19 protein-coding genes and 3 rRNA genes are annotated in these 24,140 nt (G+C 67.5%); 5 read left to right on the top strand and 17 right to left on the bottom strand.

The features are described 5' to 3' along the window. The first annotated feature begins 67 nt into the window (after positions 1-67). Positions 68-898 carry a thioesterase family protein gene (locus tag JOB34_RS05275; RefSeq protein ID WP_208051734.1) on the top strand — a complete coding sequence of 277 codons (831 nt, stop codon included), beginning with the start codon at positions 68-70 and terminating at the stop codon, positions 896-898. A 180-nt stretch (positions 899-1,078) separates the two neighbouring features. Here the strand turns inward: JOB34_RS05275 and aspS are convergent, their stop codons facing one another. Then, positions 1,079-2,905 carry an aspartate--tRNA ligase gene (gene aspS, locus JOB34_RS05270; RefSeq protein WP_208051733.1) on the bottom strand — a complete coding sequence of 609 codons (1,827 nt, stop codon included), beginning with the start codon at positions 2,903-2,905 and terminating at the stop codon, positions 1,079-1,081. Between the two features lie 167 nt (positions 2,906-3,072). Next, positions 3,073-3,438 (bottom strand): YchJ family metal-binding protein, encoded by a 366-nt coding sequence (locus JOB34_RS05265; RefSeq protein ID WP_208051732.1) that lies wholly within the window; start codon positions 3,436-3,438, stop codon positions 3,073-3,075. Between the two features lie 58 nt (positions 3,439-3,496). Between JOB34_RS05265 and JOB34_RS05260 the strand changes: the two genes are divergently transcribed. The 3 genes from JOB34_RS05260 to JOB34_RS05250 all read left to right on the top strand — a co-directional run bounded on the left by JOB34_RS05260 (position 3,497) and on the right by JOB34_RS05250 (position 6,336). Then, entirely contained in the window at positions 3,497-4,414 is a 918-nt protein-coding gene (locus tag JOB34_RS05260; protein ID WP_347813733.1) for a GNAT family N-acetyltransferase, read from the top strand. 42 nt (positions 4,415-4,456) lie between these two features. After that, on the top strand, positions 4,457-5,869 hold the full coding sequence (argG, locus tag JOB34_RS05255; RefSeq protein WP_208051731.1) for an argininosuccinate synthase: 1,413 nt from the start codon (positions 4,457-4,459) through the stop codon (positions 5,867-5,869). Positions 5,870-6,120: 251 nt separating this feature from the next. After that, on the top strand, positions 6,121-6,336 hold the full coding sequence (locus JOB34_RS05250; RefSeq protein WP_208051730.1) for a hypothetical protein: 216 nt from the start codon (positions 6,121-6,123) through the stop codon (positions 6,334-6,336). Between the two features lie 72 nt (positions 6,337-6,408). On the opposite strand, the gene JOB34_RS05245 is transcribed toward JOB34_RS05250, so the two are convergent. The 9 genes from JOB34_RS05245 to JOB34_RS05205 form a co-directional block, all read right to left on the bottom strand. Continuing rightward, positions 6,409-6,789: a DUF1304 domain-containing protein gene (locus tag JOB34_RS05245; RefSeq protein WP_208051729.1), complete on the bottom strand. Its 381-nt coding sequence runs from the start codon at positions 6,787-6,789 to the stop codon at positions 6,409-6,411. An 83-nt stretch (positions 6,790-6,872) separates the two neighbouring features. Further along, positions 6,873-7,976 (bottom strand): aminotransferase class I/II-fold pyridoxal phosphate-dependent enzyme, encoded by a 1,104-nt coding sequence (locus JOB34_RS05240; RefSeq protein ID WP_208051728.1) that lies wholly within the window; start codon positions 7,974-7,976, stop codon positions 6,873-6,875. 62 nt (positions 7,977-8,038) lie between these two features. Next, positions 8,039-8,671, bottom strand: a complete 633-nt coding sequence (locus JOB34_RS05235; protein WP_208051727.1) for an NUDIX hydrolase — start codon at positions 8,669-8,671, stop codon at positions 8,039-8,041. After that, positions 8,668-10,353: a CTP synthase gene (locus tag JOB34_RS05230; protein ID WP_347813732.1), complete on the bottom strand. Its 1,686-nt coding sequence runs from the start codon at positions 10,351-10,353 to the stop codon at positions 8,668-8,670. The genes JOB34_RS05235 and JOB34_RS05230 overlap by 4 nt, the downstream gene beginning before the upstream one ends. Before the next feature lie 6 nt (positions 10,354-10,359). Then, complete coding sequence (recN, locus tag JOB34_RS05225) at positions 10,360-12,129, bottom strand: DNA repair protein RecN (RefSeq protein ID WP_208051726.1); 1,770 nt, start codon at positions 12,127-12,129, stop codon at positions 10,360-10,362. Continuing rightward, positions 12,129-13,046, bottom strand: a complete 918-nt coding sequence (locus tag JOB34_RS05220) for an NAD kinase (protein WP_208051725.1) — start codon at positions 13,044-13,046, stop codon at positions 12,129-12,131. Before JOB34_RS05220 ends, recN begins: the two co-directional genes overlap by 1 nt. Next, positions 13,043-13,864 (bottom strand): TlyA family RNA methyltransferase, encoded by an 822-nt coding sequence (locus JOB34_RS05215; protein WP_208051724.1) that lies wholly within the window; start codon positions 13,862-13,864, stop codon positions 13,043-13,045. Before JOB34_RS05215 ends, JOB34_RS05220 begins: the two co-directional genes overlap by 4 nt. Beyond that, positions 13,848-14,084 (bottom strand): hypothetical protein, encoded by a 237-nt coding sequence (locus tag JOB34_RS05210; RefSeq protein ID WP_208051723.1) that lies wholly within the window; start codon positions 14,082-14,084, stop codon positions 13,848-13,850. The genes JOB34_RS05215 and JOB34_RS05210 overlap by 17 nt, the downstream gene beginning before the upstream one ends. Next, the gene (locus JOB34_RS05205; RefSeq protein ID WP_208051722.1) at positions 14,081-14,380 is read right to left on the bottom strand and encodes a hypothetical protein; all 300 of its coding nucleotides are present in this window, start codon (positions 14,378-14,380) and stop codon (positions 14,081-14,083) included. Before JOB34_RS05205 ends, JOB34_RS05210 begins: the two co-directional genes overlap by 4 nt. Before the next feature lie 55 nt (positions 14,381-14,435). On the opposite strand from JOB34_RS05205, the gene JOB34_RS05200 reads away from it, so the two are divergent. After that, the gene (locus tag JOB34_RS05200; protein WP_208051721.1) at positions 14,436-15,410 is read left to right on the top strand and encodes a hypothetical protein; all 975 of its coding nucleotides are present in this window, start codon (positions 14,436-14,438) and stop codon (positions 15,408-15,410) included. A gap of 371 nt (positions 15,411-15,781) precedes the next feature. On the opposite strand, the gene JOB34_RS05195 is transcribed toward JOB34_RS05200, so the two are convergent. The 6 genes from JOB34_RS05195 to JOB34_RS05170 form a co-directional block, all read right to left on the bottom strand. Continuing rightward, complete coding sequence (locus tag JOB34_RS05195; protein ID WP_208051720.1) at positions 15,782-16,819, bottom strand: HAD-IIA family hydrolase; 1,038 nt, start codon at positions 16,817-16,819, stop codon at positions 15,782-15,784. A 9-nt stretch (positions 16,820-16,828) separates the two neighbouring features. Continuing rightward, the gene (locus JOB34_RS05190; protein ID WP_208051719.1) at positions 16,829-17,209 is read right to left on the bottom strand and encodes a single-stranded DNA-binding protein; all 381 of its coding nucleotides are present in this window, start codon (positions 17,207-17,209) and stop codon (positions 16,829-16,831) included. Positions 17,210-17,347: 138 nt separating this feature from the next. Next, positions 17,348-18,115: a hypothetical protein gene (locus JOB34_RS05185; protein WP_347813731.1), complete on the bottom strand. Its 768-nt coding sequence runs from the start codon at positions 18,113-18,115 to the stop codon at positions 17,348-17,350. Positions 18,116-18,775: 660 nt separating this feature from the next. Beyond that, positions 18,776-18,893, bottom strand: a 5S ribosomal RNA gene (gene rrf / locus JOB34_RS05180). 120 nt (positions 18,894-19,013) lie between these two features. Further along, positions 19,014-22,156, bottom strand: a 23S ribosomal RNA gene (locus tag JOB34_RS05175). 327 nt (positions 22,157-22,483) lie between these two features. After that, a 16S ribosomal RNA gene (locus JOB34_RS05170) occupies positions 22,484-24,018 on the bottom strand. Together the 16S, 23S and 5S rRNA genes form the textbook arrangement of a ribosomal RNA operon. Positions 24,019-24,140 lie beyond the last annotated feature (122 nt).

The following is a 24,140-nucleotide window of genomic DNA, read 5'->3' as shown; positions in this document are numbered from 1 at the left end:
GTATCCGCCGGCCACGACATCCCGGACCCGCGTCCGGGGTGCAAGCCCTGCCCGACATGATGGCCCGATGAGCGAGTTCGACGATGCAATCACGACCAGCGGACCCGGCGACGACGGCGCCTACGTCGGCGCGCTCACCGACGAATGGGGAATCGGTGAGGCGGTCAACGGCGGCCTGCTGATGGCGCTGGCGGCCCGCGCCACGGGCGACGCCTCGCAGCGGGCGGGGGGCCACACGGACACGCTGAGCTTCAGCGGGATCTTCCTGTCACCGAGTTCACCGGGGCAGATCCACGCCCGCCCGACCGTCCTGCGTACGGGGCGCTCGATGAGCAGCGCCCAGGTCGTCGTCACCCAACCCGTCGACGGGATCGACGTCGAACGCTTCCGCGCGCTGCTGACCCTGGGCGACCTGGACCGGTACACCGACACACCCCGCAAGACCGTCTCACCGCCGCCGACCGCACCGCTCTCGGAATGCATGAGCGCCGGTGACGCGCCGCCGAGCCTGTCGCAATCGGGTCTGTTGAAGCGGCTCGATCTGCGCCTGGACCCGGCCACGGTCGGGTGGGCGGTCGGCGCGCCGAGCGGTCACGGCGAGCTGCGCGGTTGGCTGCGCCTGCAGGACGACCGGGAACCGGACGCGCTGTCGTTGCTGCTCGCGCTCGACGCGTTCCCTCCCGTGGTCTTCGACCTCGGGAGCCAGGGCTGGGCGCCGACCATCGAGTTCACCGGCTACGCGCGCGCCCGGCCCGCTCCCGGGTGGCTACAGGTGCGCACCCACACCGACCACGTGGCCGGCGGACTCTTCAACGAGGACTGCACCGTCTGGGACAGCACGGGCGCTCTGGTCGCCCAGTCCCGCCAGCTCGGCGCGGCTCGCTTCCCCGCGACCTGAGCCGCTGACCCGCGTCCGTCGGCGGCGCCGGTTGCGTCGAGGGTGACGGTTCGCGTCGAGGGTGACGGTTTGCGTCGAGGGTGACGGTTTGCGTCGTCGGCCAGGGCGGCAGTCCTGGCCGCAAACGCAAACCGACCACCGGGTCGTCCGGTGGTCGGTTCGGTCGAAGCGCTGTGCGGGTCAGCTCTGCCTGGGGTTGACCTCGGGTGCACCCTGCGCGGGCACGTCGCGCACAGCCGCGGCCGGTTTCGCGTCGACCCCGGCCTCCTTGCGCTGTTCGGGCGTGATCGGCGCGGGCGCCGCGGTCAGCGGGTCGAAGCCGCCACCGGACTTCGGGAACGCGATGACCTCGCGGATCGAGTCGGTCCCGGCGAGCAGCGCGCAGATGCGGTCCCAGCCGAACGCGATCCCGCCGTGCGGCGGCGCGCCGAACGCGAACGCGTGGAGCAGGAAGCCGAACTTCTCCTGGGCGTCCTCGTCGGACAGGCCCATCACCTTGAAGACACGCTCCTGGATGTCCCGGCGGTGGATACGGATCGAGCCGCCGCCGATCTCGTTGCCGTTGCAGACCATGTCGTAGGCGTACGCGAGGGCACTGCCGGGGTCGGTGTCGAAGGTGTCGAGGAACTCCTTCTTGGGGCTGGTGAACGCGTGGTGCACCGCCGTCCATGCGCCGGAACCGACGGCGACGTCGCCGGAGGCGACCGCGTCGGACGCGGGCTCGAAGAGCGGCGCGTCGAGTACCCACAGGAAGGACCAGGCCGACTCGTCGATCAGCCCGCAGCGGCGGCCGATCTCCAGGCGGGCGGCGCCGAGCAGGGCGCGTTCGCTCTTGCCCGGACCGGCGGCGAAGAAGATGCAGTCGCCGGGCTTCGCGCTGACGTGCGCCGGGAGCGCGGACGTCTCGGCCTCGCTCAGGTTCTTGGCGACCGGGCCGCTGAGCGTGCCGTCCTCCTGGACCAGCACGTACGCGAGTCCACGGGCTCCCCGCTGCTTGGCCCAGTCCTGCCACGCGTCGAGCTGACGGCGGGGCTGGGAGGCGCCGCCCGGCATGACGACGGCACCGACGTACGGCGCCTGAAAGACCCGGAAGCCGGTGTCGGCGAACAGCTGCGTGCACTCGACGAGCTCGTTGCCGAAGCGCAGGTCGGGCTTGTCGGAGCCGAAGCGGTCCATCGCGTCGGCGTAGGTCATCTGCGGGAACGGCGTGGGCAGGTCGACGCCGGCGACGGCCCAGACGGCCTTCGCGATCGACTCCCCCAGCTCGATGATGTCGGCCTGCTCGACGAAGCTCATCTCGATGTCGAGCTGGGTGAACTCCGGCTGCCGGTCGGCCCGGAAGTCCTCGTCGCGGTAGCAGCGGGCGATCTGGTAGTACCGCTCCATCCCCGCCACCATCAGCAGCTGCTTGAACAGCTGCGGGCTCTGCGGCAGCGCGTACCAGCTGCCCGGGGACAGCCGTGCGGGCACCAGGAAGTCGCGGGCGCCCTCAGGGGTCGACCGGGTGAGGGTCGGGGTCTCGATCTCGACGAAGTCGCGGTCGTCGAGGACGTCCCGTGCCGCACGAGTGAGTCTGCTGCGCAACCGGATCGCGCCACCGGCCTCGGGGCGGCGCAGGTCGAGGTAGCGGTACTTCAGGCGGGTCTCCTCACCGACGGTCACCCGCTCGTCCAACTGGAACGGCAGGGTGGCCGACGCGCTCAGCACCTCGATGTCGGAGGCGACGACCTCGATCTCACCGGTCGGGAGTTCGGTGTTGAAGTTGCCGTCGGGGCGCACCCGCACCAGCCCGGTCACCTGCACGCAGTACTCGTTGCGCAGGTCGTGCGCGCCGCCCTCCTCGAGCACCTCGTCGCGGACGACGACCTGGGCCACGCCGCTGGCGTCGCGCAGATCCAGGAACGCGACCCCGCCGTGATCCCGACGCCGGGCGACCCACCCGGCGAGCGTGACGGTCTGGTCGGCGTGCTCGGCACGTAGCGTGCCGGCCTCCTGGGTGCGAAGCACAGGGGTTCCTTTGCGGGGGATTCGAGGATCGTTCGGACGGGCGCACGCAGCGAAGCGGGCCGCCCGCCATCGTACGGAAGCCCACGGCGTACGGCATCTCGGTATCCGCCGCTCGCACCTCGGTTGTCAGCGGATTCCTGGCGCCGGCACCACGAATCCGCTGACGATCAGGGCTGCTCGCCCCGGTAGAGCCACCGCCCGCCGCGTCGTTCGAAGAGGCTGCGCTCGCGCAACGACCCGCCGTCGTACGACGCGACGAACTCCACGACACCGGTGTCGTCCCCGGGCTCTCCGTCGACCACGTCGAGGATCCGCAGACCCGTCCACGTCAGGTCGCGGTCGAGGGTGACCTCCGCCGGACGCGACGCGGGATGCCAGGTGCGCCAGAGGTGTTCGGCGTTGCCGTAGTAGTACGCGGTGTAGCGCGAGCGCATCAGCTCGAGCGCGGTCCCGGGGAGCCGGGTCGTGGTGAGCAGGGGGCCGCAGCAGTCGTCGTACGGCAGGCCGGAGCCGCACGGGCAGGGGTCGGACATGTCGTCAGGATAGAAACCGATGGACAGCCCGACGGCCGGTGCGGCATAACTGGGCGGCGTGGATGATCTGCCCGTCGGTCTCACGGCCCGCCCGCTCAGCGTCGCGGACGCTCCCGAGGTCGCCGCGCTGATCGGCGCGGAGGAGGCCGCCGCGCTGGGCTACCCGGAGATCACGACCGCGGATCTGGTCGCCGACTGGCAGCGCCCGAGCTTCGACCCCGCCACCGGCACGGTCGGGGTGTTCGAGGAGCGGCGGCTCGTCGGGTACGCCGCGTACACGGGATCCGGCAACTGCGACGTTGCCGTCGATCCCGGCCGGCACGGGCAGGGCATCGGTACGGCGCTCGCGCGGTGGTGCCAGGAGCGGGCGCGGGCGGCCGGCGCCGCGCGGGTGGGCATGCAGGTGCCGCAGGGCAGCGCGGCCGACCGGTTCCTGGAACGGCACGGGTACCGGCTGCGCTGGATCGCGTGGGATCTGGAGCTGCCCGCCTCGGCGCAAATGAACGGCGCGTCGGTCCCCGCCGGATTCCACGTCCGCGAGGCGGCCCCCGGCGACTACGACGACGTCTGGCAGGTGATGGAGGACGCCTTCCTCGAGTGGTCGGACCGCGCGAGGGCCTCGCGGGAGGACTTCCTGGCGCGCACCGTGCGGCGGCCGGGGTTCGAGCCGTCGCACCTGCGGGTCATCGTCGACGCCGAGGGGACGGTGGTCGGCGCGGCGTACGCGGTCCTCGAGGAGGGCACCGGCAACGTCGAGCGCCTCGCCGTCCGCGCGACCCACCGCCGGCGCGGGCTGGCACGGGCGCTGCTCGCCGACACCTTCGCGACGTTGCGGGAGCAGGGCGCGGCCCGCTCCACTCTGGCGACGGACAGCCGCACGGGCGCACTCCCCCTCTACGAGCATCTGGGGATGCGGATCGTCTCGACCTGGGTCAACCGGGCCATCGAGCTGTCGCCGGTGCCGCCCGGCATCTGACGCGCTCGGCGGAGGGTGGCACCGCGCCGTTAGCCTGTGCGCGTGTCCAAGGTTCTGAATTCCCTGCCCGTCGGCGAGCGCGTCGGCATTGCCTTCTCCGGTGGTCTCGACACGTCGTGCGCCGTCGCCTGGATGCGCGAGGGCGGTGCGGTGCCGTGCACCTACACGGCGGATCTCGGTCAGTACGACGAGTCCGACATCGCCTCGGTGCCCGGTCGTGCGGGCCAGTACGGCGCGGAGCTCGCCCGGCTCGTGGACTGCCGCCGTCCGCTGGTCGAGGAGGGCCTGGCCGCGATCGCGTGCGGAGCCTTCCATATCCGCTCCGGCGGACGCACCTACTTCAACACCACGCCGCTCGGTCGCGCCGTCACCGGCACCCTGCTGGTGCGCGCCATGCAGGACGACGGAGTGTCCATCTGGGGCGACGGATCGACGTACAAGGGCAACGACATCGAGCGGTTCTACCGCTACGGCCTGCTCGCCAACCCCGCGCTGCGCATCTACAAGCCGTGGCTGGACGCCGATTTCGTGGGCGAGCTCGGCGGTCGGCACGAGATGTCGCAGTGGCTGATCTCGCGCGACCTGCCCTACCGGGACAGCGCGGAGAAGGCCTACTCCACCGACGCGAACATCCTCGGCGCCACCCACGAGGCGAAGTCGCTGGAGCACCTGGACACGAGCCTGGAGATCGTGCAGCCGATCATGGGCGTGCCCTTCTGGGATGAGTCGGTGTCGATCCCGACCGAGGACGTCACCATCTCCTTCGAGCGGGGCCGCCCGATCACCATCAACGGCAACGCCTTCGAGGACTCCGTCGATCTGATGCTGGAGGCCAACTCGATCGGCGGCCGCCACGGCCTCGGTATGTCCGACCAGATCGAGAACCGGATCATCGAGGCTAAGTCGCGCGGCATCTACGAGGCGCCGGGGATGGCGCTGCTCTTCATCGCGTACGAGCGACTGGTCGCCGCGATCCACAACGAGGACACCCTGGCGTCGTATCACCAGGAGGGCCGCCGCCTCGGTCGGCTGCTCTACGAAGGGCGCTGGTTCGACCCGCAGGCCCTGATGATCCGCGAGGGTCTGCTGCGGTGGGTCGCCTCCGCGGTCACCGGCGAGGTGACGCTCCGGCTGCGCCGCGGCGAGGACTACTCGATCCTCGCGACCGACGGCCCCGCGTTCTCCTACCACCCGGACAAGCTCTCGATGGAGCGCACCCAGGACGCGGCGTTCGGCCCGGTCGACCGGATCGGTCAGCTCACGATGCGCAACCTGGACATCGCCGACACCCGCGCCAAGCTCGAGCTGTACGCGGCGCAGGGTCAACTCGGTGCGCAGACCCAGCTCATCGGCGAGATGGAGCCAGGCGGTGCGGCGCAGATCTCCGCGAACCCGGCGGCGGACGGCGACGACGACCTGCTCGACCGTGCGGCGTTCGACGCCGGCACCGACTGACGACAGCTTCCCGGTTGTCCGCAGGATCACGACGACGTCGCCACGAAAACGCTGACTACCGCGCGAAGCTGCCGGAGCCTCTCCCGCCGGAGTTCGCGGTCCTGCGTGACGTCGCGCCGCCGATCTGGGAGGAGTACGGCCTGCGACTCCTGCCCGGGTCTGCGATCGAGGGATTTCCTGACTTCGAAGGATGGTGGCTGCGGGACTCGAGCTGAAGCGCCGTCGGTTTGAGGCTCGACCATCATGAGGACGTGTCGCTCCAGGAGAAGGTGCGGGCCGCCACCGAGGGGGTCGAGTCGTTGATCCAGGAGGCCGGAGCGTCGTCCGGACGCAGCAACTGGCCGCCCTGCCCCGCGCACCCGCGTACTCACCCCCTCGCCTCCCGCATGGTCGACGACGGCGTGGTGTGGTGCTCCCCCGAGACGTCGGAGCAGGTCGCGCTCGTGGGGCATCTGCTCGACTCGTGACCGTGGTTGTCCGCAGATTCGTGACCCCGTCTACACGAAAATGCGGACAACCACGTACGGCCGGCGCGAAGCTCAGGCGGTGAACGCCAGGGCGATCAGGCCCAGTGCCGGCGCGGCACCCTGGATGGCGGCGGCGCGCATCTTGGAGTGGTCGCTAGTCGCGAGGACCAGCGCTGCGGCGACCATCGACCCGGCGCCGGCGATCGCCAGCGCCACCGACGCCTGGGTCTGGCCCGCGATCCGAAGCACGATCGACGCCGCGAGCACCACCGCGAGGAACAGGTTGTAGAACCCCTGGTTGTAGGCGAGGGCACGCGTGACCTCCGCCACCTCGGGGCTGGTGCCGAACGCGGCCCGGGTGCGCGGCGCCGTCCAGGCGAACGACTCGAGCCGGAAGATGTAGACGTGCACGAGCGCGGCCAGGCCGAGCAGCACGTACGCGAGGTAGACCACACCGGCAATCTAGCGGTGCCGGGTGTCCGCAGATCCGTGCGACCGTCTGCACGAAAGTGCGGACAATCGAGGCGGGCAGGCGGTCAGCAGACCGCCGCGAGGCGATCGAGGGCCTCGTTCAGGTCGGCCGTATCGCCGCAGAAGGACAACCGCATGTAGTGGTGCCCGTCGATCGGGTCGAAGTCGATGCCGGGAGCGAGCGCAACGCCGGTCCGCGCGAGGACGTCGTGGCACCACGTCAGGGAGTCGGTCGTCAGGTGCCCGATGTCGCAGTACGCGTAGAACGCACCGTCCGGCGGAGCGAACGACGTGATCCCGAGCTCTGGGAGCCGACGCAGCAGGACGTCCCGGTTACGCGCGTATCGCTCGACGTGCGAACGCAGTTCGCGCTGAGCGCCCGAGGAGAACGCCGCCACAGCCCCGACCTGCGACACGGCCGGCGCGCAGATTGCCAGGTTGCCCTGGAGCCGGTCGACCGACGTGCGCAGCTCCGGCGGCAGCAACGCCCAGCCCAGCCGCCATCCGGTCATCGAGTGGTACTTGCTGATCGACCCCATCACCGCACCGGCCCGGGAGAACTCCCACGCGCTGGCGCACTCGCGGCCGTAGGAGATGCCGTGGTAGATCTCGTCGGAGATCAGCAGCACGTCGTTCGCCTCGCACCAGTGCGCGATCCGCTCCAACTCGCGGGCGTCGATGATCGTGCCGGTGGGGTTAGCTGGGCTCGCGATGATGACCCCGTCCGGTCGCTGCGGAAGCTCTTCGAGCAGCTCGACGGTCGGCTGGAACCTGGTCTCCGGACCGCAGACCAGATCCACGGGCACGCACCCGAGGCCCTGCACCGTGTTGCGGTAGGCCGGGTAGCCGGGACGGGTCATCGCGATCCGCGCGCCCGGCTCGAACGCGGCCAGCAGCAGCGTGCTGAAACCGCCGGAGGATCCGTTGGTCGCCAGCACATCCTGCGCAGTGACCGGCACGCCGTACGCCGCCTGGTAGTGCTCGGCGATCGCCACACGCAGGGCGGGGATGCCGTCGGATTCGGTGTAGCCGAGCACCTGGGTGTCGATCGCGCCGTGCACCGCGTCGAGCACAGCTCGCGGCGCCGGCGTCGACGGCTGCCCCACGCACAGCAGGATCGCGTCGCCGTGGCTGCGCTGCCGAGCCGCTGCGGCGCGCACCAGCTGCATCACCTGAAAGGGTGCGACTGCGCTACGGGAGGACGGGGTGCGGCTCACGGTGACGCCTGTGCCTACCGGTAGGCCGGGTGGAACGGCCACGGCGCGTTGGAGGCGCGCACCCCGGACCAGTCCCGCTGACGGGCGATGTACGCCGCCATGACCGCTGCCGCGCCGGGGCCGTTGTGCATCCGCCCGTCGAGCACGGCGTCGACCGCGTCGTCGAGGCGGATCCAGGTCGTCGTCATACCGGCTTCCTCGCCCTCTCGCTCGAAACCCTCTGCGGTCGCATCAAATACGTCCCGCGCGAGGAATACGCGGATGTTCTCCGACGACGCCCCGGGTGAGGTGAACAGGTCGATCAGCACGTCCCACCGGTGAGCATCGAGGTCGGCCTCCTCGCGCAGCTCGCGGGCGGCCGCGTCGCGGGGGTCCTCACCGGGCTGGTCGAGCAGGCCGGCGGGGATCTCCCAGTCGTAGGTGCGCACCGGGTGGCGGTACTGCTGGATCATCGCCACCTCCTCGGCGCCCGGCTCGCCGCGCAGCGCGACGACCGCGACGGCTCCGGTGTGCTCGATGTAGTCGCGCGTCACCTCGCCCGCGTCGCCGAGATCGACGACATCGGTGCGCACGTCCCAGACGTGCCCGTGGAAGGAGTGCTCGGAGGAGACGACCGGCCGGGGGTCGTACCGGTCAGCGAACGTCACGGCGCGACGGCGGTCTCGGCGGGTCGGGTGCTGGGCACGTCGACCAGCCGGCTGGCGCGCTGCTCGTCGATCGCGGCGCCGATCAGCCCGGCGAAGAGCGGGTGCGCGCGGTGCGGACGGGACAGGAACTCCGGGTGCGCCTGCGTCGAGACGTAGTACGGGTGCACGTCGCGCGGCAGCTCGACGAACTCCACCAGTGTGCCGTCCGGTGAGGTGCCGCTGAAGACCAGGCCGGCGTCGGCAAGCTGCTCGCGGTAGGCGTTGTTGACCTCGTAGCGGTGGCGGTGACGCTCGGACACGCGAGTCGTGCCGTAGGCCTCGGCGATCACCGAACCCTCTTCCAGCAGAGCGGGATACGCGCCGAGGCGCATGGTGCCGCCCAGGTCGCCCGCGCCCTCGACGAAGGCCTTCTGCTCCTCCATGGTGGCGACGACCGGCGCCGGCGTATCGGGGTCGAACTCCGAGGACGATGCCCCCTCGATCTTCGCGACGTCGCGCGCGTACTCGATGACCATGCACTGCAGCCCCAGGCAGATGCCGAGCGTGGGCACCTTGTTCTCGCGCGCCCAGCGCAGCGCGCCGAGCTTGCCCTCGATGCCGCGTACGCCGAAACCGCCGGGCACCAGGACCGCGTCGACTCCCCCGAGCGCCTTCTGGGCACCGCCGGGGGTCTTGCACTCGTCGCTGGCGACCCAGCGGATGCGCGCCTTGGCGTCGTGGTGGAATCCGCCGGCGCGCAGGGCCTCGGTGACCGACAGGTAGGCGTCGGGCAGGTCGACGTACTTGCCGACCAGCGCGACCTCGACCTCGTGCTGCGGGCGGTGCACCCGCTGCAGCAGCTCGTCCCAGTCGTGCCAGTCCACGTCCCGGAAGGACAGCCCGAGGCGGCGTACGACGTACGCGTCCAGCCCCTGCGTGTGCAGCACCTTGGGAATGTCGTAGATGCTCGGCGCGTCGATCGCGGCCGCGCACGCCTCGGTGTCCACATCGCACATCAGCGAGATCTTCGCCTTGATGCTCTCCGGGATCTCCCGATCGGCACGCAGCACAAGACCATCGGGCTGGATACCGACCTGCCGCAGCGCGGCGACGGAGTGCTGGGTCGGCTTGGTCTTGAGCTCGCCGCTCGGCGCGAGGTAGGGCACGAGGGAGACGTGCAGGAAGAAGACGTTGTCGCGGCCCACATCCTGGCGCACCTGACGGGCGGCCTCCAGAAAGGGCAGCGACTCGATGTCGCCGACGGTCCCGCCGATCTCGGTGATGATCAGGTCGACGTCGTCGGCGGCCTGCGCGCGCATCTGCGTCTTGATCTCGTTGGTGACGTGCGGGATGACCTGCACCGTGTCGCCGAGGTACTCACCGCGCCGCTCCCGGGCGAGCACCCGGCTGTAGACCTTGCCGGTGGTGACGTTGGCGTCGCCCGCGAGATTCACGTCGAGGAAGCGCTCGTAGTGCCCGACGTCCAGGTCGGTCTCGGCGCCGTCCTCGGTGACAAAGACCTCACCGTGCTGGAACGGGTTCATGGTGCCGGGATCGACGTTCAGATACGGATCCAGCTTCTGCATGGTGACCCGCAGTCCGCGCGCCCGAAGCAGATGTCCGAGGCTGGAGGCGGTCAGGCCCTTGCCGAGTGAAGAGGCAACGCCTCCGGTGACGAATATGTGTTTCGTAATGTCCACCACGGGCTCTCAGCCTACGTTATCCACGGGCCGTCGCCGTCCTACGGGCGTGGCCGACACGCCTGTTCCGCGCGACCTCGGGCCCTGTGCCGCGTCGAGCAGCTCGCGGGCGTGGTCCTGGGCGACCTGGCTGTCGCTCACTCCGCCCAGCATCCGCGCGAGCTCGGCGAGCCGGTCCTCGCCCTCGACGACGGCGACATCGCTCTGGGTGACCTGTCCGTCGCTCTCCTTGCGGACGACCAGGTGCCGGTCGGCGTACGCGGCGACCTGGGCCAGGTGGGTGACCACGATGACCTGCGCGTGCTCGGCGAGTCGTTGCAGCCGGGCGCCGACGTCGAGCGCCGCGGCTCCGCCGACACCGGCGTCCACCTCGTCGAAGACGAACGTCGGCACCGCTCCGGAGCCGGTGACCACCTCCAGGGCCAGCATCACCCGGGACAGTTCACCCCCGGAGGCGGCCTTCGCGAGGTTGCGCAGCGCGGCGCCCTTGTTGGCCGCCAGCATGATCTCGACCCGGTCGACGCCGTGGCCGGTGTACTCCCCCGGTGTCGGGGTCACCACCACCTCGATGCGCGCCGCGCCCATCGCCAGATGGGTCAACTCCTGCGCCACCTGCTCCTGCAACGTCGTGGCCGCCGTACGACGCGCGGCGGTCAACGCGTCGGCCGCGTCCACCAGCTGGGTCGCCAACTGCCCGAGCCGGGTGTCGAGGTGGGCGATGCGGTCGTCGCTGCCGGCGAGCGCGTCGACGGACGCTGCCGCGTCCTTGGCCCAGGCGAGCACCTCGGCCACGTCGGCGCCGTACTTGCGGGTCAGCCTGCCGAGCGCCGCACGCCGCTGCTGCACGGCTTCGAGACGGCCAGGTTCGATGTCGAGGCCGGCCAGGTAGCCGCCGAGGTCGGCACCCAGCTCACCGGCGAGGATGCCGATCTCGCGCAGTCGGTCGGCGAGGCCTGCGAGCTCGACGTCGTGCTCCCCCTCCCCTGCCAGCGACTGGCGGGCGTGCGAGACCAGGTCGACGACGTACGGCGCCCGCTCGGGATCGTCGTCGTCGCCCACCAGAGCTGCGTGAGCGACGGCGGCAGCCTCCCGCAGCGCGTCGACGTGCAGCATCCGTTCGCTCTGCGCGGCGAGGTCATCGTCCTCCCCCGGCTGCGGATCGACGGCGGCGATCTCCTCCAGACCCGCGGTGAGCAGCTCCAGGCGTTGGGCCCGCTCCCGGGACTCCTCGCGCAGGGTGGTGACTTCCGCCCGTACAGCGGTCCATTCCTCGTAGAGGGCCACGTACTCGGCGCGCGTGCGGGCGAGCGGCGTCCCGCCGAACTCATCGAGCACCGCGCGGTGCTGGTCGGGGCGTTGCAGACGCCACTGGTCGGCTTGGCCGTGCACGGCGACCAGGTGCTCCCCGATCTCGGCGAGCACTCCGATGGGGGCCGTGCGGCCACCGACGTGGGCACGGGATCGGCCGGCGGTGGACACGCTGCGCACCAGGACGAGGCCGTCACGGACGGCGTCCTCACCATCGGCGCCCGCCTCGAGAGCCCTGGCCAGCGCCGGATCCCCGTCGGCCACCTGCACCACGCCCTCGACGACGGCCTGCCCGCTCCCGGCGCGCACCAGGCCCGGGTCGGCCCGGCCGCCGAGCAGCAGACCGAGGCCCTGCACGACCATCGTCTTGCCGGCGCCGGTCTCGCCGGTGACCACGTTCAGGCCGTCGGACAGCTCCAGCAGCGCATCCTCGATGACCCCGAGGCCCCGCAGGTGGATTTCCTGGAGCATCAGGCCTCGCTGGGTCCGGGCGCGGGACCCATCCCACGCCATCCGGACACCGACAGGTCGAACTTCGCGACGAGTCGGTCGGTGAACGGCGCCGTGGAGAGCCGGGCCAGCCGCACCGGACGGTCGCTGCGACGTACGTCGATGCGGGCCGACGGCGGGATGTCGAAAGAGCGGCGCCCGTCGCACCAGACGACGGCGTGCGCGCCGGTGCGCTCCAGCAGCTCGATGCCGACGTGGGAGTTGTGGTCCAGCACCAGGGGCCGCGCGAAGAGGGCGTGGGCGGAGATGGGCACGAGCAGCAGCGCGTCGACACCCGGCCAGACGACGGGTCCGCCGGCGGAGAAGGCGTACGCCGTCGAGCCCGTCGGGGTGGCCATCACGATGCCGTCGGCTCCCCAGGTGGACAGCGGGCGGTCGTCGATCTCGAGCACCAGCTCGAGCATCCGCTCGCGGGCGCGCTTCTCCACCGAGGCCTCGTTCAGAGCCCAGCTCTTCCAGACGACCCGACCGTCGATGCTGACCTCGACCTCGAGGGTCATCCGCTCCTCGACGCTCCAGGACCGCTCGACGATCTTCTTGACCGTGGCGTGCACGTCGTCGCGGTCGGCCTCGGCGAGGAAGCCGACGTGGCCGAGGTTGATCCCGAGGAGCGGCACTCCGATGTCGCGCACCAGCTCGGCTGCTCGCAGGATCGTGCCGTCCCCGCCGAGCACCACGGCCAGTTCGGCGCCGTCCATCGATTCACGGCAATCGGCGATCGAGACGTTGGGCTCGTGCAGCACCCCGAACGCCTCGAGCTCGTCGGCCGGGCCGGTGACCTCGACGTCGGCCGCGGCCAGGTCACGTACGAGCTTGATGGCGATGTCGAGTGCCTCGGCCCGTCGCGGGTGGCCGATCAGGACGATGCGGCGGCTCATCGCTGCTCACCTGCCACGCCGCTCACGAAATCCTCGATGGCCACGTCGGTCATCTTGCCCTCCGACACGGGTCGCGCCCACATCAGGTACTCCGTGTTGCCGGATCCGCCCACGACCGGACTGCGCAGCAGTCCGTGCACGTGCAGCGCCACGGCCTGCGCGTGCTCGACCACCTTGCGCAGCACCTCCGCGTGCTGCTGCGCCGAGATCACCACCCCCGTGCGTCCGAGGCGTTCGCGGCCGACCTCGAACTGCGGTTTGACGAGCGTGACGAGGTCGCCGGCGGGTGCGGTGAACCGGGCCAGGGTGCCGAGCACCAGGCGCAAGGAGATGAAGCTGAGGTCGGCCACCACGACATCGGCGGGACCACCGACCCGTTCGGGATCCAGATCGCGCACATTCACCCCGGACATCTCGGTCACGCGCGGGTCGTCCGCGACGACTGCGGCGAGCTGGTCGTGCCCGACGTCGAGAGCGACCACCTGGCGAGCGCCCGCCTCGAGCAGCACCTGGGTGAATCCTCCGGTCGAGGCGCCCACGTCGATGCAGCGAGCCTCCGACGGGTCAACGGCGAAGGCCTGCAGTGCGGCCACCAGCTTGTAGGCCGCGCGCCCCACCCAGCGCTCCGGTTCTCCCTCGACGGCGACGGCGGTGTCCTCGCACACCCGCATCGAGGCCTTCTGGGCGACCGTGCCGTCGACTCGCACCCGCCCGTCCTGCACCAGGTCGGCGGCCACGGCGCGCGAGCGGGCCAGGCCACGGGCGACGAGCGCCTGGTCCAGGCGCGTCGTCGGCCCGCCGTCAGCTGGACAGGTCACTCAACCGGCGATGCAGCGCATCGTGAGCCGCCACGAGTGTCTCGGTGGTCACGGCGAGGTCGATGTCCGGAGCGATCTGCAGATCGAGCGCTGCTCGGACCGCCTCGGACTGGTCCGCCACGGATGACGCGACGCCCTGCGAATCGGCCGCCACACCGGCGCCTGGCAGGGCATCGGGGCGCCGGCCCATCGAGGCCGGGCTCGGCGGTACGAGGCTCACGCGTCGTCACCCGATCCCGTGCCGGTCGTGCGTGCGGGGGCGACGTCTAACTCGGCGGCGTCGGCGGGCTCGGTCGAGGGAGCAGGCGCGGGGACACGCGGCGCGTCTGCGGTGGAGGCCGTTCCGGTCGCTTCCGCCGAATCGCCGGCGGCCGAACCACCGTCGAGGTGTCGGGTGTTGCCCTGCTCGACGACGGCATCGGTCGAGCGACTCATCGGGGCCTGCGCACCGGTGCCGTACGCGGGAGCGGTGGCGGTCGTGTCCGCGTCGAGATGGCGGGTGTTGCCCTGCTCCACGATCGGGTCGGTCGGCGTGTGGATTCCGCTGCCCGGCGTCGCGGGCGAGCTCGAGGTGCTCGTGGCGTCGGCGGACGGGGTCGGCGTGGTGGTGGCTGCCTTGGTCGTCGCTGCCTTCTTGGTCGCGCTCGTCGTGGCTGCCTTCCTGGGTGCCGACGTCGTCGCAGACTTCTTGGCTGCGGTGCTCCTGGCCGCCGTGTTCTTGGCAGCCGTGTTCTTGGCAGCCGACGTCTTGGCTGCGGAGGACTTCCTCGCAGTCGACGGCGTCGACTTCCGTGCGGTCGACTTCTGTGCGACCGCCTTCGCAGGGGACGCGCTGGACGTCGACGTCTTCTTGGCCGCGTTGCTCCTCGTTGCCGAGCTCTTCGTTGCCGCGCTCTTGGCAGTGGAGGACTTCTTCGCGGTCGACGGCGTCGCCTTCTTACTCGCCGAACGTGCGGCCGACGTGGTCGCCGCCGACGCCGTCCGGGAATCGGCGGCCTTCGTCGTCTTCTTCGCCGCGGCCTTGGTCGTCGCTGCCGACGGCATCGCCCTCCTGCTCGCCGTCGAGGCCGTCTTCGCCGCAGACTTCCTCGCCGTCCCCGACGTGGCAGCGGCCGTCTTCGTGGTCCTCGTGGCGGCCGACGGCGTCGCCTTCTTACTCGCCGAACGCGCGGCCGACGCCGTCCCCGAAGCCGTGGCGGTCTTCTTCGCTGTGGATGCCTTCGTGGCCTTCTTCGCTGCAGACTTCTTCGCGGTGACGGAGGTGGGAGCGGCGGACGGGGTCGCCTTCTTCGTCGCAGCCGTTGCAGATGCCGTCGCCTTCGTGGCGGCGGCCGGCGTCGCCTTCTTGCTCGCCGAACGTGCCGCGGACTTCGTCGCCGCCTTCGATGGTCGGTTCGTCGCAGAGGTGGTCATCGCGGAGGTGGTCGTGCCGGCACGGCGGGCGACCGCTTCACGCGACGGGCGGCCGGCGCGCGGGATCGTCGCGTCGTCCACCGGCGTCGCGGGAGCGCGGTTGGCCAGCGCCCGCCGGAGGTCGGCGACCTGAGCCTTCAAACGGTCGATCTCGTCGCGCGCGGAGGTGAGTCCGCCGGACGTGGTGAGACCGACGCGCTGCAACTGCAGATCGACCTCGGCCCGGACGGTGTCGGAGATCATCGCGCGATTGGCTGCGGCGGCCGCGACCAGTTCGTCGGCCAACGCGCTGACCTGACCCGTCACCTGCGCGGCCCTTGCGGTCGTCGGACCGATCCCCGGAAGGCCCAGCAGACCCTCAGCGGCCTCCGTCGCACGCGCGCGGGTCGCCTCGCTGACCCCGGTGATCATTGCCAGCGCCGAGCGCAGACCGTCTAATGCCATGTCGGGCTTCCTTCGCGGTAGGTCCGGCACGTGCGGCACGCGCCCGTATGGGCGACCACGCTACTGCCAGCGCTGGGTGGCCGACACTGCCGCCTTGAGGGAGATCCGGCCGTCATCCAGTGCGGCCCACAGCACGTGTAACGCGATCCGTAGCCCGTCCTGCCCCTGCGCAGCACCGTCATCACTGCCTTGGAAGCGCACGTTCGGCTGCGCGGAGGTCTCCAGCGCACCGACCAGACCGCCCACCCGCCAGCCGGCACCGTCGGCCACCGGTTCGTCGTACACCTCGCCGAGGGATCGAAGATCCCCCGCGACGTACCGCGGACGCAGGTGCCGGTCGGCTGCGACGACATCGGCCACACCGTGCACCCCGGTGAACACCAGCAGTGAATCCATTCCCGCCGCATGCGCGCCGGCGATGTCCGTCTCGAGGCGGTCACCGATGCCGAGGGTGTGCTCAGGATCGGTGCCGAGCCGTTGCGCGGCCATCTGATACATCAACGGGCCGGGCTTGCCGACGATCTCGGGGTCGATGTCGACCGCGCTCCGTACCGCGTTGACCAGCGATCCGTTGCCCGGCGCGATCCCCCGATCGGTCGGAAGGGTGCGGTCGGCGTTGGTGACGACCCAGTCCGCTCCGGACTGGACGGCGTACGCGACCTCGGCCAGGTCGCTGGCACGCACGTCGGGACCATATCCCTGCAGCACCGCTTTGACCGGCCTGATCGTCTCCGCGACCTCCGAAGGGAGAACCGGACTCAACCCCGCGCCGCGCAGCGCATCCGCGACGCCTCCTCCACCGACCGCCAATACCGGCGATCCGGCGGCCAGACGCCCCGCCAGCACCTGCGCGCCGGCCACCGAGCTGTTGACGACGTGGTCGCCGGAAACGGCCAGCCCCAGTGAACGGAGCTGCTCGGCGACCTGCTCGGGCGGCCGGGAAGCGTTGTTGGTGGCGTACACGACGCCCCCAGGTGACGTCGACGCCACTTCCGAGAGACCCTCGACGGCGTACGGCACCGCGTCGGCGCCTCGGTACACCACCCCGTCGAGGTCGCAGACGAGGCCGGGGTAGAGATCACGCAGGGCACGGGGCATATCTCATTGTCACCGCCGCGCGCCGACCCCGCGCACCCTGGCCACCGACGCGGCTTCCACCTCATGGCGGCTGACGGCGCCGCCGCCGGCCTTCCAGAAGCGCCGCCGAAGGGCTCCCTGCACCCGAACGACGTCTCCAGGCTGCAACGCGAGCGCCACCTTGCGGGTCCTGGCGGTCCAGCACGCGACATCGATGACGTCGACGGTCGGTCTCTTGCGATCCGTCACGGGCTTGCCAAGCCGGTCGCGATCCACGACCAGTCGGAAACTGACCAGCTCATCGTCGCTCGGCATCACCCGGCGTTCCGCCGGCGCGCTGATCCGACCGATCAGCTGTACGTCGTTCAGCACCGATCCGGCGCCCGGTCCCTCATTCGCTGCTTGTGCCATGTCCCGCTCCTCGTCCCTCTGCTGTGCTCACAGAGTGAACGCAGCAGAGACGAAGGCACAGCGATCAGAACGCGGGTGTGCACAGCCGGCGCCGCGGTCGGGGGATGTGTACGAAGCAACCGCCCCCAGCCGCTGAAGTCACGGATGCTGCTGCGGGGACTCCTCTTCGAATCGCTCCCGCCCGACGGCGTCGTACTCGTCATCGGATGCGTCGGACTCGTCGAGCAGGTCGGTCATCTCGACGTCGGATCCGATTCCGAGGCGCTCCGCAGCGTCCGTCTCGTCCTCGGTGTCGGCCTCCATCGCCTTGGTAAACCAGGTGCGGGCCCCTTCCTCGTCCCCGGTCGCCAGCAGCGCGTCGGCGTACGCGTAGAACAACCGCGCCGCCCACGGTTGGTTGGTGGCGCGGTCCAGAGCCGGAATTCGCAGCCCCATGACCGCGGCGTCCGCCTGACCCAGGTCGCGCCGCACCCCGGACACCACGATCGCCAACTCGATGTTGTCGGCTTCGGCCAGATTCCTGGCGTCCGCGGACGAGGCGAGCTCCAGCGCACGGTCGGCACGGCCGAGGCCACGCTCGCAGTCGACCATGTAGGCGATCAGGTGGTTCGAGCCGGACAACCGGCGAGCCGTCCGGAACTCGCGCAACGCATCGGCGAATTCCGCACGCCGGTAACGCACCAGGCCGAGGGCCTCACGCACAGCAGGGACCCGACCGGCGCGCTTGGCAGCGTGTTCCGCATGCTCCAGTGCCAGATCCGGATCGTCGTCCAGGAACTGTGCAGCGGCCACGAGGTGCCGCGCGACGCCTTGAGCGTTCTCCTTGCTCAGCGTCCGCAGCTGGGTCCAGACCTGGCGGTCCAGCTCCTTGCCGGTGATCTCCTCGGGTAGCTCCGGCTCACGCACGCGTGGACGATCCGAGGCACGCCCCGGCGAGTTGAGCTCCCAGCTACGCGGACCCCGGTCACGGCGCTCAGGACGATCATCGCCGCGACCGGCACGCGGTGCATGACCAGATGCGCGCCCATCCCGGGAGCCACCGGGCCCGGGCGGCCGGCCGCCTTGCCGTGCGTCCCGGCCGCCCGCTGCCCCGCGCTCACCACGCGACCGATCCGGCGCTCCACCAGCACGGCCACCACCAGAACGACCTCGCTCCGGCGCACCGCCAGAGCGCCCACCACCAGAACGTGTCCGGTCCGGACGCTGCCCGTCACCGGTGCGACGTTGGTCTGGGCGCTCACCGCGGCTGCGCGACGTCGCGTCGTCGCCGCCCGAACCGTCGCCGGAGCCTTCTTCACGACCGCGGGCTGCACTCCATCGAGAGGAGTGCTGCGTCGACTCCGACTCTGCTCCGGGGTTCTGGTCCTCGTCGGGCATCGCCGACACCTGCCTTCTGATAGATCGCTCGTCTGCACCCTAGTGCGACAACGAGATCGCGTGAGCCCGCCGGTCGCCCCGCGCGTGGGCCGACAACCCACGTTCCCACCGGGAACGGGACAGACAAAAAGAATGCGGGGGTGCAAGACAACCGTTCGGTTATCTCGCACCCCCGCATTGATAAAGGTAGTTCGGCGGTGTCCTACTCTCCCACACACTCCCGTGTGCAGTACCATCGGCGCTGAAGGGCTTAGCTTCCGGGTTCGGTATGGGACCGGGCGTTTCCCGCTTCGCTATGACCGCCGTAACACTATGGAACTATTCGACCTGCCGGCCACCGACCGCCCTGTAATGGGTGGTGGTGGGGTGGGTGTGTTGTTCCAGAATCACACAGTGGACGCGAGCAAGCTCTTAAAGTTTTGGTTGTGGTGTCAAGTTGTCGGCAGATTAGTACCGGTCAGCTACGCACCTTACGGTGTGTCCACATCCGGCCTATCAACCCAGTAGTCTAGCTGGGTGCCTTCACACCCCAAGGGGTGATGGAAACCTCATCTTGAAGCGTGCTTCCCGCTTAGATGCTTTCAGCGGTTATCACTTCCGAACGTAGCGAATCAGCCGTGCCACTGGCGTGACAACTGACATACCAGAGGTTCGTCCATCCCGGTCCTCTCGTACTAGGGACAGGTCTTCTCAAGTTTCCTGCGCGCGCAGCGGATAGGGACCGAACTGTCTCACGACGTTCTAAACCCAGCTCGCGTACCGCTTTAATGGGCGAACAGCCCAACCCTTGGGACCTACTCCAGCCCCAGGATGCGACGAGCCGACATCGAGGTGCCAAACCATGCCGTCGATATGAGCTCTTGGGCAAGATCAGCCTGTTATCCCCGGGGTACCTTTTATCCGTTGAGCGACGGCGCTTCCACAAGCCACCGTCGGGTCACTAGTCCCGACTTTCGTCTCTGCTCGACGTGTCTGTCTCACAGTCAAGCTCCCTTGTGCACTTACACTCGAAACCTGATTGCCAACCAGGCTGAGGGAACCTTTGGGCGCCTCCGTTACTCTTTAGGAGGCAACCGCCCCAGTTAAACTACCCACCAGGCACTGTCCCTGATCCGGATCACGGACCGAAGTTAGGTGCTCAGAACGACCAGAGTGGTATTTCAACGATGACTCCACGAACACTGGCGTGCCCGCTTCATAGTCTCCCACCTATCCTGCACAAACCGTACCAAACACCAATACCAAGCTATAGTAAAGGTCCCGGGGTCTTTCCGTCCTGCTGCGCGTAACGAGCATCTTTACTCGTACTGCAATTTCGCCGAGTTCGTGGTTGAGACAGTGGAGAAGTCGTTACGCCATTCGTGCAGGTCGGAACTTACCCGACAAGGAATTTCGCTACCTTAGGATGGTTATAGTTACCACCGCCGTTTACTGGCGCTTAAGTTCTCAGCTTCGCCACCGAAGTGACTGACCGGTCCCCTTAACGTTCCAGCACCGGGCAGGCGTCAGTCCGTATACATCGAATTACTTCTTCGCACGGACCTGTGTTTTTAGTAAACAGTCGCTTCTCCCTGGTCTCTGCGACCCTCACCCCTAACCCGCATGGGGTTTCAAGGATCGGGCCCCCCTTCTCCCGAAGTTACGGGGGTATTTTGCCGAATTCCTTAACCACGATTCACTCGATCGCCTTGGTATTCTCTACCTAACCACCTGAGTCGGTTTAGGGTACGGGCGGCTCGAACCTCGCTAGAAGTTTTTCTTGGCAGCATAGGATCACCCTACTTCCCACATTCGTGGTCACTATCAACTCTCAGGATATGTGTGGTGCGGATTTGCCTACACCACTCCCTACAGTTTTAGACGTGGACAACCATCGCCACGCGGAGGCTACCTTCCTGCGTCACTCCATCGCTTACCTACTACAAGATCGGGTCCCACGCTCCCCCACACAACACGTACCCCACCCCGAAAGGTGACGCACGCGAAACGGTGGGTTCGGATGGTTAGCATCCCCTGATTCGATATGGGCGGTTCTTCGCCGGTTCCGGAATATCAACCGGATGTCCATCGACTACGCCTGTCGGCCTCGCCTTAGGTCCCGACTTACCCAGGGCAGATTAGCTTGACCCTGGAACCCTTGGTTATTCGGCGGACGGGTTTCTCACCCGTCATGCGCTACTCATGCCTGCATTCTCACTCGTGTGGCCTCCACGCCTGGGTCACCCCGGCGCTTCACTGCCCACACGACGCTCCCCTACCCATCCACACCCCTGAACCACCAGGACAAAGCCTGGGAGCTAGGGGACTGTGTGAATGCCACAGCTTCGGTGGTGTGCTTGAGCCCCGCTACATTGTCGGCGCGGAATCACTTGACCAGTGAGCTATTACGCACTCTTTAAAGGGTGGCTGCTTCTAAGCCAACCTCCTGGTTGTCACAGCAACTCCACATCCTTTTCCACTTAGCACACGCTTAGGGACCTTAGCTGGTGATCTGGGCTGTTTCCCTCTCGACGACGAAGCTTATCCCCCGCCGTCTCACTGCCACGCTCTGACTTACCGGCATTCGGAGTTTGGTTGACGCCAGTAACCTGGTGAGGCCCATCAGCCATCCAGTAGCTCTACCTCCGGTAAGAAACACGTGACGCTGCACCTAAATGCATTTCGGGGAGAACCAGCTATCACGGAGTTTGATTGGCCTTTCACCCCTACCCACAGCTCATCCCCTCAGTTTTCAACCTAAGTGGGTTCGGTCCTCCACGTCGTCTTACCGGCGCTTCAACCTGGCCATGGGTAGATCACTCCGCTTCGGGTCTAGACCCAGCGACTCATACGCCCTCTTCGGACTCGCTTTCGCTACGGCTACCCCACACGGGTTAACCTCGCCACTGAGCACTAACTCGCAGGCTCATTCTTCAAAAGGCACGCCATCACCGCACATGTCGGCTTTGACGGATTGTAAGCACACGGTTTCAGGTACTATTTCACTCCCCTCCCGGGGTACTTTTCACCTTTCCCTCACGGTACTTGTCCGCTATCGGTCACCAGGGAATATTTAGGCTTAGCAGGTGGTCCTGCCAGATTCACACGAGATTTCACGGGCCCCGTGCTACTCGGGTACCAGTCCAGACAGTCACACATGTTTCGGTTACGGGAGTCACACCCTCTACGCCGCACCATTCAAGATGCTTCACCTACACGCGCGATTTTTTACTGTCCTCCATCCTGTCAGAGATGAAAAAGACCGGCCCCACAACACCGCAGCTGCAACCCCTGACAGGTATCACACAACTACGGTTTAGCCTCTTCCGCTTTCGCTCGCCACTACTCACGGAATCACATGTTGTTTTCTCTTCCTGTGGGTACTGAGATGTTTCACTTCCCCACGTTCCCTCCACACACCCTATGAGTTCAGATGCGGGTACCACGACATATCTCGTGGTGGGTTCCCCCATTCGGAAACCCTCGGATCACAGCCTGGTTATCGGCTCCCCGAGGCTTATCGCAGATTCCTACGTCCTTCATCGGTTCCTGGTGCCAAGGCATCCACCGTGCGCCCTTAAAAACTTGAGCCACAAAAACAAAGATGCTCGCGTCCACTGTGTAATTCTCAAACAACACACACCCAACCGATCCCCGCCCCACCAACCGCGGAACGGACACCTGAAGGTGCCACCAAACAAGAGAAAACAACGATCGTTTCCTCATAACCCCAACAGCGTGTCGACACTCCCGCCTGCCACCACCCGCACGCCTCCACACCACGGCCGGCCCCCGAAGGAACCAACCCGGTAGTACTACGACACGAACAGCACCAGAACAACAGCACCATGATTGATGATTCCACCCATGAGCACACCCGGCCACACACTCGGCGACCGCAGGTGTATCGCTCCTTAGAAAGGAGGTGATCCAGCCGCACCTTCCGGTACGGCTACCTTGTTACGACTTAGTCCCAATCGCCAATCCCACCTTCGACCACTCCCTCCACACAAGGTGGTTAGGCCGTGGGCTTCGGGTGTTACCAACTTTCGTGACTTGACGGGCGGTGTGTACAAGGCCCGGGAACGTATTCACCGCAGCGTTGCTGATCTGCGATTACTAGCGACTCCGACTTCATGGGGTCGAGTTGCAGACCCCAATCCGAACTGAGACCAGCTTTAAGGGATTCGCTCCGCCTCGCGGCATCGCAACCCTCTGTACTAGCCATTGTAGCATGCGTGAAGCCCAAGACATAAGGGGCATGATGATTTGACCTCATCCCCACCTTCCTCCGAGTTGACCCCGGCAGTCTCCCATGAGTCCCCACCATTACGTGCTGGCAACATGGAACGAGGGTTGCGCTCGTTGCGGGACTTAACCCAACATCTCACGACACGAGCTGACGACAACCATGCACCACCTGTACACCAACCAAAAGGAAACAACATCTCTGCTGCGATCTGGTGTATGTCAAGCCTTGGTAAGGTTCTTCGCGTTGCATCGAATTAATCCGCATGCTCCGCCGCTTGTGCGGGCCCCCGTCAATTCCTTTGAGTTTTAGCCTTGCGGCCGTACTCCCCAGGCGGGGCGCTTAATGCGTTAGCTACGGCACAGACCTCGTGGAATGAGGCCCACACCTAGCGCCCAACGTTTACGGCATGGACTACCAGGGTATCTAATCCTGTTTGCTCCCCATGCTTTCGCTTCTCAGCGTCAGTAATGGCCCAGAGACCTGCCTTCGCCATCGGTGTTCCTCCTGATATCTGCGCATTTCACCGCTACACCAGGAATTCCAGTCTCCCCTACCACACTCTAGCCTGCCCGTACCCACTGCAGACCCGGAGTTAAGCCCCGGGCTTTCACAGCAGACGCGACAAACCGCCTACAAGCTCTTTACGCCCAATAATTCCGGACAACGCTCGCACCCTACGTATTACCGCGGCTGCTGGCACGTAGTTAGCCGGTGCTTCTTCTCCCGCTACCGTCACCCCGAAAGGCTTCGTCACGAGCGAAAGGAGTTTACAACCCGAAGGCCGTCATCCCCCACGCGGCGTCGCTGCATCAGGCTTTCGCCCATTGTGCAATATTCCCCACTGCTGCCTCCCGTAGGAGTCTGGGCCGTGTCTCAGTCCCAATGTGGCCGGTCACCCTCTCAGGCCGGCTAACCGTCATCGCCTTGGTAGGCCACAACCCCACCAACAAGCTGATAGTCCGCGAGTCCATCATCCACCACCACAAAGGCTTTCCACCCCCAACCATGCGGTCAAGAGTCATATCCAGTATTAGACCTCGTTTCCAAGGCTTATCCCAGAGTGAAAGGCAGGTTACTCACGTGTTACTCACCCGTTCGCCACTAATCCACCCACAGCAAGCTGTGAGCATCATCGTTCGACTTGCATGTGTTAAGCACGCCGCCAGCGTTCGTCCTGAGCCAGGATCAAACTCTCCAAAAAAACAATCTTGCAAAATCAAATCCCAGCTGAAATCAACAGAAGATAAAACTTCGTCAACATCAACCAAACAAAAAATCTGGCATCAATCACTCGACACGCTGTTGAGTTATCAAGAAACGATC

It is taken from the genome of Allobranchiibius sp. GilTou38, assembly GCF_017565325.1.
In the GTDB taxonomy this organism is placed as follows: domain Bacteria; phylum Actinomycetota; class Actinomycetes; order Actinomycetales; family Dermatophilaceae; genus Allobranchiibius; species Allobranchiibius huperziae.
Note: the sequence above shows the minus strand (reverse complement) of the source record. Positions and strands in the feature narration are given on the sequence as shown.